This is a genomic window from Erwinia sp. AnSW2-5, assembly GCF_045107195.1.
Taxonomy (GTDB): Bacteria; Pseudomonadota; Gammaproteobacteria; order Enterobacterales; family Enterobacteriaceae; genus Erwinia.
In genome coordinates this window covers 45,664-63,497 of sequence record NZ_JBJGXA010000025.1, presented here as the reverse complement: position 1 = coordinate 63,497, position 17,834 = coordinate 45,664, and the positions used below count along the sequence as shown (strand labels likewise).

Below are 17,834 nucleotides of genomic sequence, written 5' to 3'. Positions count from 1 at the left end.
CTGGAAGGCGTGGAGCTGGAGTTCCGTGAGGAAGCATTGACGGCGATTGCTAAAAAGGCAATGTCGCGCAAGACCGGTGCCCGCGGGCTGCGTTCCATCGTGGAAGGCGCTCTGCTGAACACCATGTATGACCTGCCGTCGATGGATGACGTCGAGAAAGTGGTGATCGATGAATCGGTGATTGGTGGCGAGAGTGAGCCGATGCTGATTTATGGCAAGCCCGAAGCACAGCAGGCATCTGGCGAATAAATAACCAAATCATTCCAGTCAGTTATCTAAAAGGGGGAAAATGTTCCCCCTTTTACTTTTCTCGTTACCCCAACATTGAATCTATTCCGTTCATCCCCATATACTCAGATACCTGTGGGTCAAACTGCACTTTTTCTGGATGATGCGGTTCCCCTTACCCTGGCGGAAATTAAACTAAGAGAGAGCTCTATGAATCCTGAGCGTTCTGAACGCATTGAAATCCCTGTGTTGCCGTTGCGTGACGTAGTGGTTTATCCGCACATGGTCATTCCGTTGTTCGTTGGTCGTGAAAAATCAATTCGCTGCCTTGAAGCCGCCATGGATCATGACAAAAAGATCATGCTGGTCGCTCAGAAAGAAGCTTCAACGGATGAACCTGGCATCAACGATCTCTTCTCAGTCGGGACTGTTGCCTCTATTTTGCAAATGCTGAAACTCCCTGACGGCACCGTTAAAGTGCTGGTGGAAGGTTTACAGCGTGCACACATCACCACCTTATCCGATAACGGCGACCACTTTACTGCCCAGGCAGAGTACCTGGAGTCGCCTGAAATTGAAGAACGCGAGCAGGAAGTGCTGGTACGCACGGCGATCAATCAGTTTGAAGGCTATATCAAGCTGAACAAAAAGATCCCGCCAGAAGTCCTGACCTCACTGAACAATATCGATGACGCTGCCCGTCTGGCCGATACCGTTGCTGCCCATATGCCACTGAAACTGGCTGATAAACAGTCTGTTCTGGAAATGTCAGATATCAACGAGCGTCTGGAATACCTGATGGCGATGATGGAGTCGGAGATTGACCTGTTACAGGTTGAGAAACGCATCCGGAATCGCGTCAAAAAGCAGATGGAAAAAAGCCAGCGTGAGTACTACCTGAATGAGCAGATGAAGGCCATTCAGAAAGAACTGGGCGAAATGGACGATGCGCCGGATGAAAACGAAGCGCTGAAACGAAAAATCGATGCGGCAAAAATGCCGAAAGAAGCGCGTGAGAAAACAGAAGCTGAGCTGCAAAAGCTGAAAATGATGTCACCGATGTCAGCCGAAGCCACTGTCGTACGTGGTTACATCGACTGGATGGTTCAGGTGCCATGGAATGCGCGCAGTAAGGTGAAGAAAGATCTGCTGAAGGCGCAAGAAACGCTGGATATGGACCACTTCGGCCTTGAGCGCGTCAAAGACCGCATTCTGGAATATTTGGCAGTACAGAGCCGCGTCAGCAAAATCAAAGGCCCGATCCTGTGCCTGGTAGGGCCTCCTGGTGTGGGTAAAACCTCGCTGGGGCAGTCCATCGCCAAAGCCACCGGCCGTAAATACGTGCGTATGGCATTGGGTGGGGTACGTGATGAAGCGGAAATCCGTGGTCACCGTCGTACCTATATCGGTTCCATGCCGGGCAAGCTGATCCAGAAAATGGCAAAAGTTGGCGTTAAAAACCCACTTTTCCTGCTGGATGAAATTGACAAAATGTCTTCGGATATGCGTGGCGATCCGGCATCTGCTCTGTTGGAAGTTCTTGATCCAGAACAGAACATTGCCTTTAACGATCACTATCTGGAAGTGGATTACGATCTCTCCGATGTGATGTTTGTCGCAACGTCTAACTCGATGAATATTCCGGCACCGTTGCTGGACCGTATGGAAGTGATTCGTCTGTCGGGTTACACCGAAGATGAAAAACTGAACATCGCTAAACAGCATCTGCTGTCGAAGCAGATTGAACGTAACGCACTGAAGAAAAATGAACTGACCGTGGACGATAGCGCCATTGTTGGCATCATTCGTTATTACACCCGTGAAGCGGGTGTGCGTAGCCTTGAGCGCGAATTGTCCAAGCTGTGCCGAAAAGCAGTCAAAACGCTGCTGATGGACAAATCCATTAAACACATCGAAATTAACGGCGATAACCTCAAAGATTATCTCGGCGTGCAGCGCTTCGATTATGGTCGTGCCGATAGCGAGAACCGCGTAGGCCAGGTGACTGGCTTGGCATGGACGGAAGTGGGTGGCGATCTGCTGACCATTGAAACCGCCTGTGTGCCGGGTAAAGGCAAACTGACCTACACGGGTTCACTGGGCGAAGTGATGCAGGAATCCATTCAGGCTGCGCTGACGGTGGTGCGTGCACGTGCGGAGAAACTGGGCATCAACGCTGACTTCTATGAGAAGCGTGATATCCACGTTCACGTGCCTGAAGGAGCAACGCCAAAAGATGGCCCAAGCGCAGGTATTGCGATGTGCACCGCGCTGGTTTCCTGTCTGACCGGTAACCCGGTTCGTGCAGATGTGGCTATGACCGGTGAAATTACGCTGCGTGGCCAGGTCCTGCCGATTGGTGGTTTGAAAGAAAAACTGCTGGCAGCACACCGTGGCGGTATTAAAACGGTACTTATCCCGGACGAGAACAAGCGTGATTTGGAAGAAATTCCGGATAACGTGATTGCCGACCTGGATATCCATCCGGTGAAACGCATTGAAGAAGTATTAGCCCTGGCCCTGCAAAATGCCCCTTATGGCATGCAGGTTGTTACGGCAAAATAGTGATTTAAGGCAAACTCACTGTAAAACTAAGGCTGGTAAGTGAATTGGTGCTTGCCAGCTTTTTTTTGTGCCGCTAAGTTAGGATGCTGTTAAGCCAGTGACGGCAAAGGTTAAGGGTTGCTGAGGCTCAACAAGCTCGGGCTACACAGCCATAACAAATCACGCACGTACGTGTCCGGCAGAAAGCCTGTTCACGGTGTAAAAATAAAAGAGGGGATGAGTGAGTGAATAAGTCACAGTTGATCGACAAAATTGCTGCAAACGCCGATATTTCTAAAGCTGCAGCGGGACGTGTATTAGATGCTTTTATCGGTTCAGTTACTGAATCCTTGCAGGCTGGCGATGAAGTGGCGCTGGTCGGCTTCGGTACTTTCTCCGTGCGTGAACGCGCCGAGCGTACCGGTCGTAACCCGCAAACCGGCAAAGAAATTACCATTGCCGCGGGTAAAGTACCTGGCTTCCGTGCCGGTAAAGCGCTGAAAGACTCTGTAAATTAAGTGCATTAAGCCGCCGCAGAAGCAGATTTCTTCGGCGTATTGAGGATCGCCAACGCGTTCTCATGTAACATACGGGGCACATCAGCGACTTGATGTGCCTTTTTTATGTTTCAATGACAAACGCGTGCTGCGGTTGTCTAAAATGGCTAAGTGCGTCCTCGGGAACGCGGGACGGCAGCGCAAGGTTTTACATTCACACTACAGCGGAGTGTTGTCACACCATGATGGACAATTTACGCGCGGCGTCGAACCATGTCGTGCTCAAAATTATACTGGGCCTGATCATCCTGTCCTTTGTCCTTACCGGCGTAGGCGGGTATCTGACAGGCGGTTCCGGTGATTACGCAGCCAAAGTTAACGGCCAGGAAATCAGCCGTGCACAGCTTGAGCGTGCTTTCAGCAGCGAACGTGCGCGTCAGCAGCAGATGCTGGGCGAACAGTTCTCGGCTCTGGCTGGTAACGAAGGTTACATGCAGCAGATCCGCCAGCAGGCGCTCTCACAGCTGATTGATGAACTGTTACTGGACCAGTATGCCAAAGATATCGGCCTGGCCATCAGTGACGAGCAAATCAAGCAGGCAATCTTCACTCAGCCCGCGTTTCAGACTGAGGGTAAATTCGATAATGCCAAGTATATGGGCATCATCAATAACATGGGCTTCTCTGCCGATCAGTACGCTGAAGCTTTGCGTAAGCAGCTGACCACGCAGCAGCTTATCCAGTCCGTTACCGGAACAGATTTTGTGCTGGGTAATGAAACTGACTCTCTGGCGGCACTGGTTTCTCAGCAGCGCCTGGTGCGTGAAGTGACGATTAACGTCAACGCGCTGGTGGCAAAGCAGACCGTGACCCCGGAAGAGATCAACAACTACTACCAGCAGAACAAAAATAGCTTTATGACGCCTGAGCAGTTCCGCGTCAGCTACATCAAACTGGATGCGGCGAGCATGCAGCAGCCGGTGAGCGAGAGCGATATTCAGAGCTGGTACGATCAACATCAGCAGGATTACACCCAGCCGCAGCGTCATCGCTACAGCATTATCCAGACCAAAACTGAAGCCGAAGCGCAGTCAGTTCTGGATGCGCTGAAGAAGGGCGGAGATTTTGCTGCACTGGCGAAAGAGAAATCATCTGATCCTATCTCTGCCCGCAACGGTGGTGATATGGGTTGGCTGGAGCCGTCCACCACGCCGGATGAGCTGACAAATGCAGGCCTGAAAGAGAAAGGTCAGTTGTCGGGTGTGATTTCTTCATCGGTTGGCTTTATCGTGGCACGTCTGGATGACATTCAGCCTGAAAAAATCAAAGCGCTGGCGGAAGTGCATGATGATATCGCCGCAAAAGTGAAGCAGGAAAAAGCGGTCGACGCTTATTACAAGCTGCAACAGAAAGTGAGCGATGCAGCCAGTAACGATAATGAATCGCTGGCCAGTGCAGAGCAGGTTTCAGGTGTTAAAGCCGTTGAATCAGGCTGGTTTGGTCATGACAGCCTGCCCGCAGAGCTGAACTTTAAAGCCGTACAGGATGCGATCTTCAACGGCAATCTGGTGGGTGGAAACGGTACGCCGGGAAGCAACTCAGACATCATCACTGTCGATGGTGACCGTGCCTTTGTGCTGCGCATCAGCGAGCACAAGCCGGAAGCGGTGAAAGCACTGAATGAGGTGACTGCACAGATCACCGATACCCTGAAGCAGCAGAAAGCACAGCAGGAAGCGAAAGCTCAGGCTGATAAACTGCTGGCTGAGCTGAAAGCAGGCAAAGGCGATGATGCTTTGAAAGCGGTGGGTCTGACCTTCGGTGCGCAGCAGACGCTGTCACGTACCGGTCAGGATGCGCTGTCTCAGGCAGCCTTTACACTGCCTCTGCCATCAGAGGGTAAACCCTCGTTCGGTGTCAGTGAAGATGCGCAGGGCAACGTAGTCGTTATGGCACTGGATAAAGTGCAGAAGGGCACCATGCCTGACGCACAGAAGCAGGCCCTGGTTCAGGGTATTACGCAGAACAATGCACAGCTGGCTTTCGCCGCTATGTTGAGTAACCTGCGTAAGGACGCCAAAATCAAATACGGTGCAGCTGCACAAGCACAGTAAGCCTCGCAGTTTTACTGCAACTGCTTGCAACACGAAAGGCCGCTTATGCGGCCTTTTCCATTTCTGAAATCTGCCGTTTGCCGGGTTGACGATGGGGCGTTAGGGTAGCGTTGCTGTCAAACACATGGAGGAAAACAGCATGATTAATCGTACGTTACAGGCTCTCTCTCTCGCTCTTGCCATCGGGCTAACGTTGCCCATCAGTGCCAGCGCTGCTCCCACGGCTGCATCTGCCACTGAAACGGCACCGGCGAAAGTGTCAGCTGAAAACGCGACACAGGTCAGTATCAACAGCGCCAGCGCCCAGGAGTTAATGGCGGTGATGAACGGCGTCGGTATAAAAAAAGCGGAGTCTATCGTCAGTTATCGTGAGAAATATGGCCCCTTCACCGAGCTTGAGCAATTAAAGGAAGTGCCTGGCATGGGTAATACCTTGGTGGAGCGGAATATTGCGAATCTTAAATTGTGATCTGCATCCAGGGTCGGCAAGTCTCACTGCAAATCGCGCCGTCTGACTGCTAATATTCATGAGGTCATACCAGTTGGTGTGGCCTTTTTTATGACAGAGGACGCAGCACGATGCAGACCACGATTAAAGTACGCGGCTACCATCTGGATGTTTATCAGCATGTGAACAATGCCCGCTACCTGGAGTTTCTTGAAGAAGCCCGCTGGGCCTGGCTGGAAGAGAGCGAGGCGTTTCACTGGATGAATAAGCTTGGCATGGCGTTTGTGGTAGTGAATATCAACATTAACTATCGCCGTCCGGCAGTGATGGGGGATGTGCTGGTTATCGACAGTCAGCTGATGACGCTGGGAGGGAAAAGCGGCGTCATTGATCAGCGGGTTTCCCTGCAGTCTGATGGCAGCGCGGTCGCCGATGCATTACTGACCTTTGTCTGCATCGATCTGCACTCGAAGAAAGCCCTGCCGCTGGAGGGCGAACTTCGGTTGCAGCTGGAAACCATCAATCAGTAAGTGCGAGGGGAACTTCGCCTCGAAGGGGAATCAAACCAGTCCGGTCTTGGTTTTCATTGCCTGCATAACCGTGGCCGTATTTTGCTGATATTCACGCAGGCCATTGGCACGCAGATGACAGGCGGCACATTCACCGCAGCCATCACCCTGAATGCCGTTATAACAGGTCAGGGTCTGGTGGCGAATCAGAGGGAGCTGCTGCCAGTAATCTGCCAGTGCCCAGGTTTCCGCTTTGTTCAGCCACATCAGCGGCGTTTCAAAACGGATATCCCGTGCCATACCGAGGTTGACCGCCTGGTTCAGCGCTTTGACAAACTCGTCACGGCAGTCAGGATAGCCGGAGAAGTCTGTTTCACAGACGCCGGTAATTACCGCTTCGGCTTCAATCTGGTAAGCGTAGATTGCTGCGAAGGTTAAAAACAGGATATTACGGCCTGGCACAAAGGTGCTGGGCAGGCCGCTGGCCGCTGGGTCGTAAGCCGGAACCGGGATGTTATCGCGTGTCAGACTGCTGACGGCCAGCTCGTTAAGCATGGTCACGTCCAGCACTTTGTGCGCACGGGCGCCCAGCGACAGTGACAGCGTCCGGGCAACGTCGATTTCCGCACGATGACGCTGGCCGTAATCAAAAGTCACGCAGTGTACTTCGTCGTACTGCTGCAAGGCCTGAATCAGACAGGTTGTTGAATCCTGTCCACCGCTGAATACCACCACTGCACGTTTCATACTTAATCTTTCCCGGTTAGTTTCTGCTGGCTATGGTAATACCTTGCCGTACAGAAAGGTATCCCCTCTTCAGAGGATGTCTACGGGCGGCGGTATCCATGCACGGGAAAAATCAAACCAGCCCCAGGCATTCAACCGGATGCCTTCAACATCAGGCGGTGCGCTGACCTGATAACGATAGTTAAACAGTGGGGTGATGACCGCATCCAGCATCAGCTGCTGGTACAACGCTTTTAACTGCTGATGGCGTTGCTCCAGAACCGGGTGGTGCTGCAAGTCATTTAACTGTGCCAGCAACGCTTTCCAGCCTGCGGTGCCGGAGAGTATCGGCCACATCGGGTCGAGCCGCAGCCATGTCTCCAGAGTAAACATCGGTGCTTCCCCGATCAGCCTGTCGCCCATCATCAGGTCAGCCTGTGCCAGCGACGGATAATCCTGCCAGTTTTTCTCCGGGTGAAAATGAAGCGTCAGTTCACATCCCTGAGTGGCCAGCAGTTGCTGAAGTTTTGCCGCCATAGCGTGCAGCTCCACCGGCAGGTGGTAGTGCAGACTGAGTTGTCCAGGCAGGATGATATCGGGATCGGGCTGCCAGTCAGGAATGTGCCAGCCCGGCAGCATTTCACGGCTCGGCGTGATTAACCCTTCTTCTAATGGCAGTTGTTCAATGATGCCGGACTGATGTACCAGCGACATAATATGCCGTGCCTGAGCGGGCGAAAGCCCGGCGCGCTCACCTATCGCCAGGTAACAGAAGCCGAGGCTGATGCGCTGGCTGACCGGCTGAAGGGCGGTTAAATCCTGCTGCGCGCCAATCGCGATTTGAACGGGATGGCGGCAGCTGGTGCCCAGTCCAGGATCAAAAAGCTGTGGTGCAATCCAGTATTCAATCGCCTGCATCAGGGGATGCGTGGCGTGATACCAGCCGTGGCTCTCCAGACGCAGCAAAGCAGGCGAGTTGACCATCAACCGCCACGGCCCGGCGCCAATATCCGGGTTATCCGGGTGCGGCAGCAGGCAGGGGACACTCGCCAGTCGATGTGCCAGCCAGTTATCCTGGGTATGCAGATCGATGCGCAGGCACAATGCATGGGCCTGGATGACCGTCTTGACGCTGGACAACAGACGCTGACCGATCGGGCTGGCAAGGATCATTAGCAGCCGTTGTTGCAGTTGCCCGGCAGTGACGACTTCACCGTGATGCCAGCGCAACTGTGGACGCAAAAAGAAGAACCAGCTCAGGCCATCATCGCTCACCTGCCAGTGGTGAGCCAGATCCGGTACGGCGTCATCGCCTGACAGGCGGCTTAATCCGGCGAAGACCTGCTGGGCCAGATGCTGCTCTGCACGGCCGGGCTGCATGAGCGGGCGCAGGGGATCAAGAGAACGGTAATAGGGAATACGTAGCGTGGGCTGGTTGTTCTGCCACTGGCCGCCCATAAAAGGCTGTAGTAGCTGGCTGAGTTGCTCCGGGGCCAGCGGCACCAGCTGCAGTGCGTGCTGTGGATGACCGTTGTCGAGCTGCTGCAACATCAGTTCACTGCGCAGCGTGGAGGGAGATTGCAGGAAGGTCAGCAGCCCGCGTTTGCCGCGCCCCGATGATGCCTGCCACTCAACCCAGCCGCATGCCTGCCACTGGCGCAACAGGGTGCGTATATGCCGTTCACTGCAAAAACAGCAGCGGGCGATATCAGCGACATTGGTGGACTGAGGTTGTCCGGCGCTGTGTTGCCACAGACGCTGGTACTGGTTCAAACGATTGAGTTGTCTCATTTCACCTTAAACCCGGAACAGTTTAAAAAAAGTATTCACTATTAGTTCCGCAAATGCCAGAGGATACTCAGTGCAGATGAAAAACCCATCAACCGGAGAGAAAATGGTGCGTCTTGCTGCATTTGATATGGATGGTACGTTGCTGATGCCTGACCATAAGTTGGGGCATCAAACCCTGCTCAGTCTGCGCGCGCTCCAGGCGCATCCGGTACAGCTCACCTTCGCCACCGGTCGTCACTTTATGGAGATGCAACCGCTAATGAGGGATTACGATCTGTCTGCTTTTCTTATCAGTGGCAACGGCACACGTATTCATGATCCCTTTGGTGAGCTGCTTTATGCCAGCGATCTTCCACCGGAGGTGGCAAGGCTGGTGATCCACAGCCACTGGGATACGCGTGCCAGCCTGCACGTTTTTAATGACAATGGCTGGTTTACTCACGATGAGCTGCCTGAGATTTTACAGGCCCATCAGCTTTCTGATTTCCGTTATCAGGTCACCGACCTGCGTACCCTTCCCGAACACCAGGTGACTAAAGTCTGCTTTGTTGCTGATTATCAGGAACTTTGTGCGTTGAAAGTTCAGCTGAGAGAGGTGCTGGGGGATAGCGCACACCTCTGTTTTTCCGCGCAGGATTGTCTCGAAGTGCTGCCGCTGGACTGTAACAAAGGGGCTGCGCTGGCACATCTGACGACGAGACTCGGCGTGTCGATGGCGGAGTGTATGGCGTTTGGTGATGCGATGAACGATCTGGAGATGCTGGGGCGCGTGGGCCACGGTTTCGTTATGCACAATGCGATGCATGAACTCAAATCACAGCTGTCTCATTTACCGGTTATTGGCGATTGTGCGACACAGGGCGTGTCTCATTACCTCAACCACTGGCTTACCACACCACACCTGGTTTATTCCCCCGAATAATCAGCTCATTGGTCAGTGTGCCGGACAGGGATGTCCGGCTTTTTCGTTTTTAACGGCGCAAGATGGGTTTGGCCACTAGCGCAGGCTGGTGACTAGTCGCACCACGATACAGTGTCAGTAAAATTCCCAGCAGAAATGGCAACAGCAGCAGTAAGGATTCGCGGCTGATACTACTGCCATTGACGGCGCTTTCCAGCGTGATGGCGATCAGCGGGAACACCAAAAAGACCAGCGATGCCTGAAAGGGTTTGGCCGCCTGCTGTAAAGCAAAGTAGGCCAGAATACCGCCCACGCCTGCTACTACACCCAGATAAGCAATCGCCATCAGCGCCTGCGGGGCAAAAGTCGTGACATCGGGGGCTTCCGTCAGCCCTGCCAGCGTCAGCAGGACGCCCGCACCGAGGCAGGGCAGTGCGTTGTAGCTCAGCACTGAAATGCCGGCACAGCGTTTTTTACACTGAACGTACATCACGGCGTGGATCAGCACGGCAGCGATCAGCGCCAGAATCCCCTGAATCTGGCTTTCGCCGCTGTCGCGGGTTTCGTGCCACAGGATCGTGCTTAATGCGCCAAGGCTGATAGCCAGCCCCAGTAGCTGCTGCAGCGAGGTTCTTTCGCGCAGAAACAGCAGGGAAGCGGCCAGAACAGCGGCAGGCATGGTGGCAAAGATAATCGCCGCCAGGCTGGAAGAGGTATAGCGTTCGCCATAAATCATCAGCGTAAACGGAATGGCAAAATAGAACAGCATGACGCAGAGCTGAAAACCGCGCTGGCCTGCCGGAAACAGTAGCGGGGCTTTATTATAACGTGCCAGCAGCAGCAGCAGCGGAGCGGCACAGAGAAAGCGCAGGCCGGTGGCAAAGACCGGGGGAATGGTGGTGACGGTAATTTTCATCGCCATCCAGGTGGTGCCCCAGGTCAGGGCTACGGCACTGAATAAACCTATGATCAACAGGTTACGGTAAATGTTGGTATTCATCCTGGTCATCCCTGAGGGTCGTTGTGGTGAGTCAACAGATTAACCAAACGGCGGGGGAAAAGGTTGCTATAATAGTGCTGTATTTTTGGCCTGTAGGAGAAAGTTTTGCTACCAACACCGCTGGATAAAAAAGATCGCTTGCTGTTAAACCTGCTCCAGCAGGATTGCACGCTCTCTCTGCAGGCGCTGGCTGATGCTGTCAGCCTGACGACCACCCCCTGCTGGAAGCGCTTGAAAAGGCTGGAGGATGAAGGCTATATTCGCGGCCGGGTTGCGTTACTCGACGGTGAAAAGCTCGGGCTGGGCCTTACCGCCTTTGTTCTGATCAAAACTCAGCAGCACAGCAGCCTGTGGTTTCAGCAGTTTGTCGATGTGGTACAGGCGATGCCGGAAGTCATGGGCTTCTACCGCATGGCCGGTGAGTATGACTACCTGCTGCGCGTGCAGGTGGCTGATATGAAAAGCTACGATGGTTTTTACAAACGGCTGGTAAACGGCGTACCGGGTCTGATCGATGTCACTTCGAGTTTTGCGATGGAAGAGATAAAATACACCACCGCTTTGCCGGTTGCCCTTTAACCAGCCGATAATCAGGACATTTTTGTGCGACTTTTTAGCCAACTAAGCTGGTATTTTTTGCGCGAATGGCGCCGCTATCTCGGTGCGGTTTTGCTGTTAATCGTGATTGCCTTGCTGCAACTCCTGCCGCCACACGTGGTGGGAAAGATCGTCGATGGTGTCAGCCGCGATGGCATGAGCAATAGCCAGCTGATGATGTGGGTTGGCGTGATGCTGGCTACGGCAGTCGTCGTCTATTTATTGCGTTATGTCTGGCGCGTGCTGCTGTTTGGTGCCTCCTATCAGCTGGCGGTGGAACTGCGCGAAGATTTTTACCGCCAGCTCAGTCGCCAGCATCCCGGATTCTATTTACGTCACCGTACCGGTGACCTGATCGCCCGTGCCACTAACGACGTTGACCGCGTGGTGTTTGCCGCAGGGGAAGGCGTGCTGACACTGGTGGATTCGCTGGTAATGGGCATGGCCGTACTGATCGTGATGAGTACCCAGATTAGCGGCACCTTAACCCTGCTTGCCCTGTTACCGATGCCGATCATGGCGCTGGTGATCAAACGTTACGGCGACCAGTTGCATCAGCGCTTTAAACTGGCACAGGCGGCCTTCTCCTCACTCAACGACCAGACGCAGGAGAGCCTGAGCAGTATCCGTATGATTAAAGCCTTCGGCCTGGAAGATCATCAGTCAGGCCAGTTTGCGGCGATTGCCAAAGACACCGGAGAGAAAAACCTGCGCGTGGCGCGGGTGGATGCCCGCTTCGACCCGACGATCTACATCGCTATCGGCATGTCGAACCTGCTGGCGATTGGTGGCGGCAGCTGGATGGTCTGGCACGGCACCATGACCCTCGGGCAGCTCACCAGCTTTGTGATGTATCTGGGGCTGATGATCTGGCCCATGCTGGCGCTGGCGTGGATGTTTAATATCGTCGAGCGTGGCAGCGCCGCCTGGACCCGAATCCAGGCCATGTTAGCTGAAGCGCCTGCCGTGGTTGACGGTGACAAGCCGTTGCCAGAGGGGCGCGGTCTGTTGCAGATTTCGGTGCAAGAGTTTTGTTACCCAGGGGCGCAGCAACCTGCGTTGCGCAACCTGAAGGTTCAGGTTCAGCCGGGACAAATGCTGGGGCTGTGTGGCCCGACGGGATCGGGTAAAAGCACCTTACTCAGTCTTATCCAGCGCCATTTCGATATTGATCAGGGTGACATTCGTTACCACGATATCCCTCTGCCGCAGTTGCAGCTCGATGGCTGGCGCAGCCGACTGGCGGTGGTCAGCCAGACGCCGTTCCTGTTCTCCGACAGCGTGGCTAACAACATTGCGCTGGGGCGCCCTGGCGCCACGCAAAGTGAGATTGAGCACGCCGCACAGCTTGCCTTCGTCCATGACGATATTTTACGACTGCCCGAGGGTTATCAAACAGAAGTGGGCGAGCGTGGCGTGATGCTGTCAGGTGGGCAGAAACAACGTATTTCCATTGCACGGGCATTGCTGCTGAATGCTGAGATTTTAGTCCTGGATGATGCCCTCTCAGCGGTAGACGGCCGCACCGAACACCAGATCCTGCATAACCTGCGCAGCTGGGGGGAAGGGCGTACGATTATTATCAGCGCTCATCGTCTCTCTGCCCTGACCGAGGCCAGTGAAATTCTGGTGCTGCAGCACGGGCAGGTTGCGCAGCGTGGCGATCATGAGCAGCTGGCCGCCAGCGCGGGCTGGTATCGCGATATGTACCGTTACCAACAGCTGGAAGCGGCACTGGACGACGATGAAACAGAACAGGGAGCTGCGCATGGCTAATGTCACTCAATTGTGGCCAACCATTAAACGGCTGCTCTCCTACGGCGCGCCATGGCGTAAATCTCTGAGCCTGGCCGTGCTGATGCTGTGGGTGGCTGCCGCTGCCGAAGTACTGGGGCCGGTGTTGGTCAGCTACTTTATCGACAATATGGTCGCGAAACACCGCATGCCTGTCGGGCTGGCTGTCGGCCTGGTGGTCAGCTTCCTGCTGTTACAACTGCTGGCGGCGGCACTGCATTATTGCCAGGCATTGTTGTTTAATCAGGCCGCCGTTGGCGTGGTACAGCGCCTGCGTACTGATGTGATGGATGCCGCGCTGCGCCAGCCGTTGGGCGCATTCGATACCCAGCCGGTCGGGCAGATTATTTCGCGTGTCACCAATGACACCGAAGTGGTACGTGACCTCTACGTGACCGTGGTTGCCACCGTACTGCGCAGTGCAGCGCTGGTGGGGGCGATGCTGGTGGCCATGTTTAGTCTTGACTGGCGCATGGCGCTGGTTGCCATCACCATTTTCCCAGCGGTACTGATCGTGATGCTGATTTACCAGCGTTACAGCACGCCGATTGTGCGCCGGGTGCGCAGTTATCTGGCAGAGATCAATAACGGTTTCAACGAAGTCATCAATGGCATGAGCGTGATCCAGCAGTTCCGCCAGCAGGCGCGTTTTGGCGAACGTATGGGGGAGGCCAGTCGCTCTCACTATCTGGCGCGCATGCAGACGCTAAGATTGGATGGTTTTCTCCTGCGTCCGCTGCTCAGTCTGTTTTCTGCCATGATCCTGTGCGGATTGATGATGCTGTTCGGTTTTTCCTCGGTAGGATCGATTGAAGTCGGCGTGTTATATGCCTTTATCAATTACCTCGGGCGCCTGAATGAGCCGCTAATCGAACTGACAACCCAGCAATCGATGTTGCAGCAGGCAGTGGTCGCGGGTGAGCGTATTTTTGAACTGATGGATGCACCACGTCAGCCGTATGGCGATGACGACAGGCCACTTGCCAGCGGCAGCATCGATATCCGTGATGTGACCTTCGCTTATCGCACGGGCCGCCCGGTGTTGACCGATATTAATCTGTCTGTGCCCTCGCGCCATTTTGTCGCGCTGGTCGGGCACACCGGCAGTGGAAAAAGTACGCTCGCTAACCTGCTGATGGGCTACTACCCGCTCAGTCAGGGCGAGATCAAACTGGATGGCCGCCCGCTCGCTTCCCTCAGCCATGCAGCGCTGCGAGGTAGCGTAGCGATGGTGCAGCAGGACCCGGTGGTGCTGGCTGATACCTTCTTTGCCAATGTCACGCTGGGGCGGGATATTAGCGAAGATGCCGTCTGGCAGGCGCTGGAAACAGTACAGCTGGCGGCACTGGCGCGTGAGCTGCCGGAAGGGATCCATACGCGTTTAGGTGAGCAGGGCAATACTCTCTCCGTCGGACAGAAACAGTTGCTGGCAATGGCGCGGGTGCTGGTGGCAACCCCTCAGATCCTGATCCTGGATGAAGCGACCGCGAATATCGACTCTGGTACGGAACAGGCCATCCAGAAAGCGCTTCAGGCCGTGCGTCAGCGCACCACGCTGGTGGTGATTGCTCACCGACTGTCAACCATCACCGAAGCCGACACCATTCTGGTATTGCACCGTGGGCAGGCAGTGGAACGGGGTAGCCATCAGCAACTGCTGGCTGCGCAAGGGCGCTACTGGCAGATGTATCAGCTGCAACTTGCGGGTGAGGAGCTGGCAGTGGCAGAGGGCAGCTGAATCTCTTGCGTTACGCTGCACCAAATTCAGGCGAATAAACACGCAATAGCCCTACAAATGCACCGCCTTAACGCATAGCGCACCTTTCTGGTGCGTTTTTTCTATACTCATTTCTGTGCCTTCCCTTTCTTTGTGATCTGCGTCTCAGCCAGGACTCAGACCAGCCCTGACTAATCGTCTGAAAAATTCAGTTTTTTAAACTCTGGCACAGCCTTTGCTTTAATCATTTCGTGTCGCTGAAACAACCTATTTTTTTACCTGGAGGGGATCGTATGAAGCTGGTTACCGTGGTAATCAAACCGTTCAAACTGGAAGACGTGCGTGAAGCACTGTCGTCAATCGGCATTCAGGGTCTGACCGTCACTGAAGTCAAAGGCTTCGGCCGCCAGAAAGGGCATGCAGAACTGTATCGCGGTGCTGAATACAGCGTGAACTTCCTGCCAAAAGTAAAAATTGATATTGCGATTGCAGACGACCAGCTTGATGAAGTGGTTGATGTGATTAGTAAAGCGGCCTACACAGGCAAAATTGGTGACGGGAAGATCTTCGTTGCAGAACTGCAACGTGTCATCCGTATTCGCACCGGCGAAACTGACGAAGCAGCACTGTAATTCGGGGCTCAGAATTGTGATGGGATGGGACAAAATGAAAAAACTCGCTAAGTTTGGCCTCGCCGGTGTTGCTCTTTTACCGTCGCTGGCAATGGCCGCTGCCCCTGCAGTAGCTGACAAAGCTGATAACGCCTTTATGATGATCTGCACCGCGTTGGTGCTGTTTATGACTATCCCGGGTATCGCACTGTTCTACGGCGGCCTGATTCGTGCCAAGAACGTGCTGTCGATGCTGACTCAGGTTGCTATGACCTTCGCCATGGTTTGTGTGCTGTGGATGGTTTACGGCTACTCAGTGGCGTTCAGCGAAGGTAATGCCTTCTTCGGTAGTTTTGACTGGGCAATGCTCAAGGGCATTGCACCTACAGCGGTGATGGGCTCCTACTATCAGTATATCCACGTCGCGTTCCAGGCATCTTTCGCCTGTATCACCGTGGGCCTGATTGTCGGTTCCATCGCAGAACGTATTCGCTTCTCAGCATTGCTGATCTTTGCTGTGATCTGGCTGACCTTCGCTTACCTGCCGATTGCACACATGGTATGGGCAGGCGGCTTCCTGGCTCAGGATGGCGCGCTGGACTTCGCGGGCGGTACGGTTGTTCACATTAATGCCGCGGTAGCGGGTCTGGTAGGTGCTTACCTGGTGGGCAAACGTGCTGGTTTCGGCAAAGAAGCCTTCAAACCACACAACCTGCCAATGGTGTTCACCGGTACGGCTATCCTGTACTTTGGCTGGTTCGGCTTTAACGCCGGTTCTGCCAGTGCGGCGAACGAAATCGCAGGTCTGGCCTTCCTTAATACTGTGATTGCTACAGCCGGTGCGATGCTAAGCTGGACCTTCGGTGAGTGGGCGCTGCGCGGTAAGCCATCTCTGCTGGGCGTCAGCTCTGGCGTGATTGCTGGCCTGGTGGCTATCACCCCAGCCTGCGGCTATGTGGGTGTGGGCGGTGCACTGATTATAGGACTGGTGGGTGGATTAGCCGGTCTCTGGGGTGTCACCATCCTGAAGAAATGGCTGCGTGTTGATGACCCATGTGATGTGTTCGGTGTTCACGGTGTGTGCGGTATCGTAGGCTGCATCCTGACCGGTGTATTCGCCTCCTCTTCACTGGGCGGCGTGGGTTATGCTGAAGGCGTCACCATGGGCCATCAGGTCTGGGTACAGCTGTTCAGCGTAGGTCTGACCATCGTCTGGACTGCGGTTGTCGCCTTCATCGGTTTCAAAGTGGCGGATATGATTGTTGGTCTGCGTGTTCCGGAAGATCAGGAACGTGAAGGTCTGGATGTTAACAGCCACGGTGAGAATGCTTACAACCAGTAAGAAATTCCCGGGCTGAAGCCTGAAGAAAAGTCGTGCGTTAAAATACAATAAAAGACGAAGCGGGCCATGATGGCCCGCTTTTTTTATGCCTCTGGTTACGAGCGCTGGCGGATAACGCCTTCCTGCACCGTTGATGCCACCAGTATGCCCTGCTGGTTCCAGAACTCACCGCGCACAAAACCACGGGCACTGGAGGCGGAAGTGCTCTCTACGCTGTACAGCAGCCATTCGTTGAGGTCAAAGGGGCGATGGAACCACATCGAGTGGTCGATGGTCGCAACCTGCATACCCGGCTCCAGAAACCCTTTTCCGTGCGGCTGCAAAGATACCGGCAGGAAGTTGAAGTCAGACGCATAGCCCAGCAGATACTGATGAATGCGTTTATCCTCCGGCATGGTGCCGTTGGCGCGCAGCCAGGTATAGCGTACGGGTTCACTGACATGACCTTTGAGTGGGTTGTGGAACTCCACCGGGCGGATCTCGAAGGGTTTTTCGGATAAAAACTTATCACGTGCCTTTTCGGGAATGTAATGCGCCAGTTGGCGGGCAATGTCTGTTTCACAGGGGAGGTTGCCCGGCCCTGGAACCTCAGGCATCGTTTTCTGATGTTCAAAGCCGCTTTCTGGCCCCTGGAATGAGGCCGTCATGTAAAAAATGGGCTTGCCATTCTGCACGGCTTTTACCCGGCGTGCGCTAAAGCTCTGACCATCACGCAGGTTTTCCACATCATAAATGATCGCTTTCTGGCTATCGCCCGGACGCAGGAAATAGCTATGGAAGGAGTGGATAATGCGATCCTGCGGGACGGTTTGTTTCGCCGCATACAGTGCCTGGCCGACCACCTGCCCACCAAACACCTGGCGCAAGCCCAGATCTTCGCTTTGCCCACGAAACAGCCCCTCTTCCAGCGTCTCCAGGTCCAGAAGATTTAACAAGTTTTGTAGCGCCTGGCCCATATTCGGTTCCTCAATAGTTTTACCTTAACCAGTTTGCGAGATCCGACCAGTTAGCGTCA

The 17,834-nt window shown here is 54.3% G+C and carries 15 protein-coding genes and 1 pseudogene; 12 read left to right on the top strand and 4 right to left on the bottom strand.

What is annotated here, in order from left to right; all coding sequences use genetic code 11:
• The 6 genes and pseudogenes from clpX to ACFL9S_RS16745 form a co-directional block, all read left to right on the top strand.
• Nucleotides 1-249, top strand: a pseudogene (clpX, locus tag ACFL9S_RS16770) (ATP-dependent Clp protease ATP-binding subunit ClpX); the annotation flags it as partial.
• 189 nt (nt 250-438) lie between these two features.
• A complete protein-coding gene (gene lon, locus ACFL9S_RS16765; protein ID WP_405263025.1) occupies nt 439-2,793 on the top strand; it encodes an endopeptidase La in 2,355 nt (784 codons plus the stop codon).
• Nucleotides 2,794-3,017: 224 nt separating this feature from the next.
• On the top strand, nt 3,018-3,290 hold the full coding sequence (hupB, locus tag ACFL9S_RS16760) for a nucleoid-associated protein HU-beta (RefSeq protein WP_062744954.1): 273 nt from the start codon (nt 3,018-3,020) through the stop codon (nt 3,288-3,290).
• 221 nt (nt 3,291-3,511) lie between these two features.
• Nucleotides 3,512-5,383, top strand: a complete 1,872-nt coding sequence (ppiD, locus tag ACFL9S_RS16755; protein ID WP_405263024.1) for a peptidylprolyl isomerase — start codon at nt 3,512-3,514, stop codon at nt 5,381-5,383.
• Nucleotides 5,384-5,522: 139 nt separating this feature from the next.
• Entirely contained in the window at nt 5,523-5,852 is a 330-nt protein-coding gene (locus ACFL9S_RS16750) for a helix-hairpin-helix domain-containing protein (RefSeq protein ID WP_405263023.1), read from the top strand.
• 110 nt (nt 5,853-5,962) lie between these two features.
• A complete protein-coding gene (locus ACFL9S_RS16745; protein WP_405263022.1) occupies nt 5,963-6,361 on the top strand; it encodes an acyl-CoA thioesterase in 399 nt (132 codons plus the stop codon).
• A gap of 30 nt (nt 6,362-6,391) precedes the next feature.
• Here ACFL9S_RS16745 and queC read toward each other — a convergent pair whose 3' ends face one another.
• Together queC and ACFL9S_RS16735 are read right to left on the bottom strand one after the other, a co-directional pair.
• Nucleotides 6,392-7,087: a 7-cyano-7-deazaguanine synthase QueC gene (gene queC / locus ACFL9S_RS16740; protein WP_405263021.1), complete on the bottom strand. Its 696-nt coding sequence runs from the start codon at nt 7,085-7,087 to the stop codon at nt 6,392-6,394.
• A 69-nt stretch (nt 7,088-7,156) separates the two neighbouring features.
• Nucleotides 7,157-8,857: an SgrR family transcriptional regulator gene (locus ACFL9S_RS16735; protein ID WP_405263020.1), complete on the bottom strand. Its 1,701-nt coding sequence runs from the start codon at nt 8,855-8,857 to the stop codon at nt 7,157-7,159.
• Between the two features lie 103 nt (nt 8,858-8,960).
• On the opposite strand from ACFL9S_RS16735, the gene cof reads away from it, so the two are divergent.
• Nucleotides 8,961-9,779 carry an HMP-PP phosphatase gene (gene cof / locus ACFL9S_RS16730; RefSeq protein ID WP_405263028.1) on the top strand — a complete coding sequence of 273 codons (819 nt, stop codon included), beginning with the start codon at nt 8,961-8,963 and terminating at the stop codon, nt 9,777-9,779.
• 49 nt (nt 9,780-9,828) lie between these two features.
• On the opposite strand, the gene ACFL9S_RS16725 is transcribed toward cof, so the two are convergent.
• The gene (locus ACFL9S_RS16725; protein ID WP_405263019.1) at nt 9,829-10,767 is read right to left on the bottom strand and encodes a DMT family transporter; all 939 of its coding nucleotides are present in this window, start codon (nt 10,765-10,767) and stop codon (nt 9,829-9,831) included.
• 96 nt (nt 10,768-10,863) lie between these two features.
• Between ACFL9S_RS16725 and ACFL9S_RS16720 the strand changes: the two genes are divergently transcribed.
• The 5 genes from ACFL9S_RS16720 to amtB all read left to right on the top strand — a co-directional run bounded on the left by ACFL9S_RS16720 (nt 10,864) and on the right by amtB (nt 16,819).
• Nucleotides 10,864-11,337, top strand: a complete 474-nt coding sequence (locus ACFL9S_RS16720; protein ID WP_405263018.1) for an Lrp/AsnC family transcriptional regulator — start codon at nt 10,864-10,866, stop codon at nt 11,335-11,337.
• Nucleotides 11,338-11,361: 24 nt separating this feature from the next.
• Nucleotides 11,362-13,131 carry a SmdA family multidrug ABC transporter permease/ATP-binding protein gene (locus tag ACFL9S_RS16715; protein WP_405263017.1) on the top strand — a complete coding sequence of 590 codons (1,770 nt, stop codon included), beginning with the start codon at nt 11,362-11,364 and terminating at the stop codon, nt 13,129-13,131.
• Complete coding sequence (locus ACFL9S_RS16710) at nt 13,124-14,887, top strand: SmdB family multidrug efflux ABC transporter permease/ATP-binding protein (RefSeq protein ID WP_405263016.1); 1,764 nt, start codon at nt 13,124-13,126, stop codon at nt 14,885-14,887. The genes ACFL9S_RS16715 and ACFL9S_RS16710 overlap by 8 nt, the downstream gene beginning before the upstream one ends.
• Before the next feature lie 272 nt (nt 14,888-15,159).
• The gene (gene glnK / locus ACFL9S_RS16705; protein ID WP_007886947.1) at nt 15,160-15,498 is read left to right on the top strand and encodes a P-II family nitrogen regulator; all 339 of its coding nucleotides are present in this window, start codon (nt 15,160-15,162) and stop codon (nt 15,496-15,498) included.
• Between the two features lie 19 nt (nt 15,499-15,517).
• Nucleotides 15,518-16,819, top strand: a complete 1,302-nt coding sequence (gene amtB, locus ACFL9S_RS16700; RefSeq protein ID WP_405263015.1) for an ammonium transporter AmtB — start codon at nt 15,518-15,520, stop codon at nt 16,817-16,819.
• Between the two features lie 95 nt (nt 16,820-16,914).
• Here the strand turns inward: amtB and tesB are convergent, their stop codons facing one another.
• Entirely contained in the window at nt 16,915-17,775 is an 861-nt protein-coding gene (gene tesB, locus ACFL9S_RS16695) for an acyl-CoA thioesterase II (RefSeq protein WP_405263014.1), read from the bottom strand.
• Nucleotides 17,776-17,834: the final 59 nt, after the last annotated feature.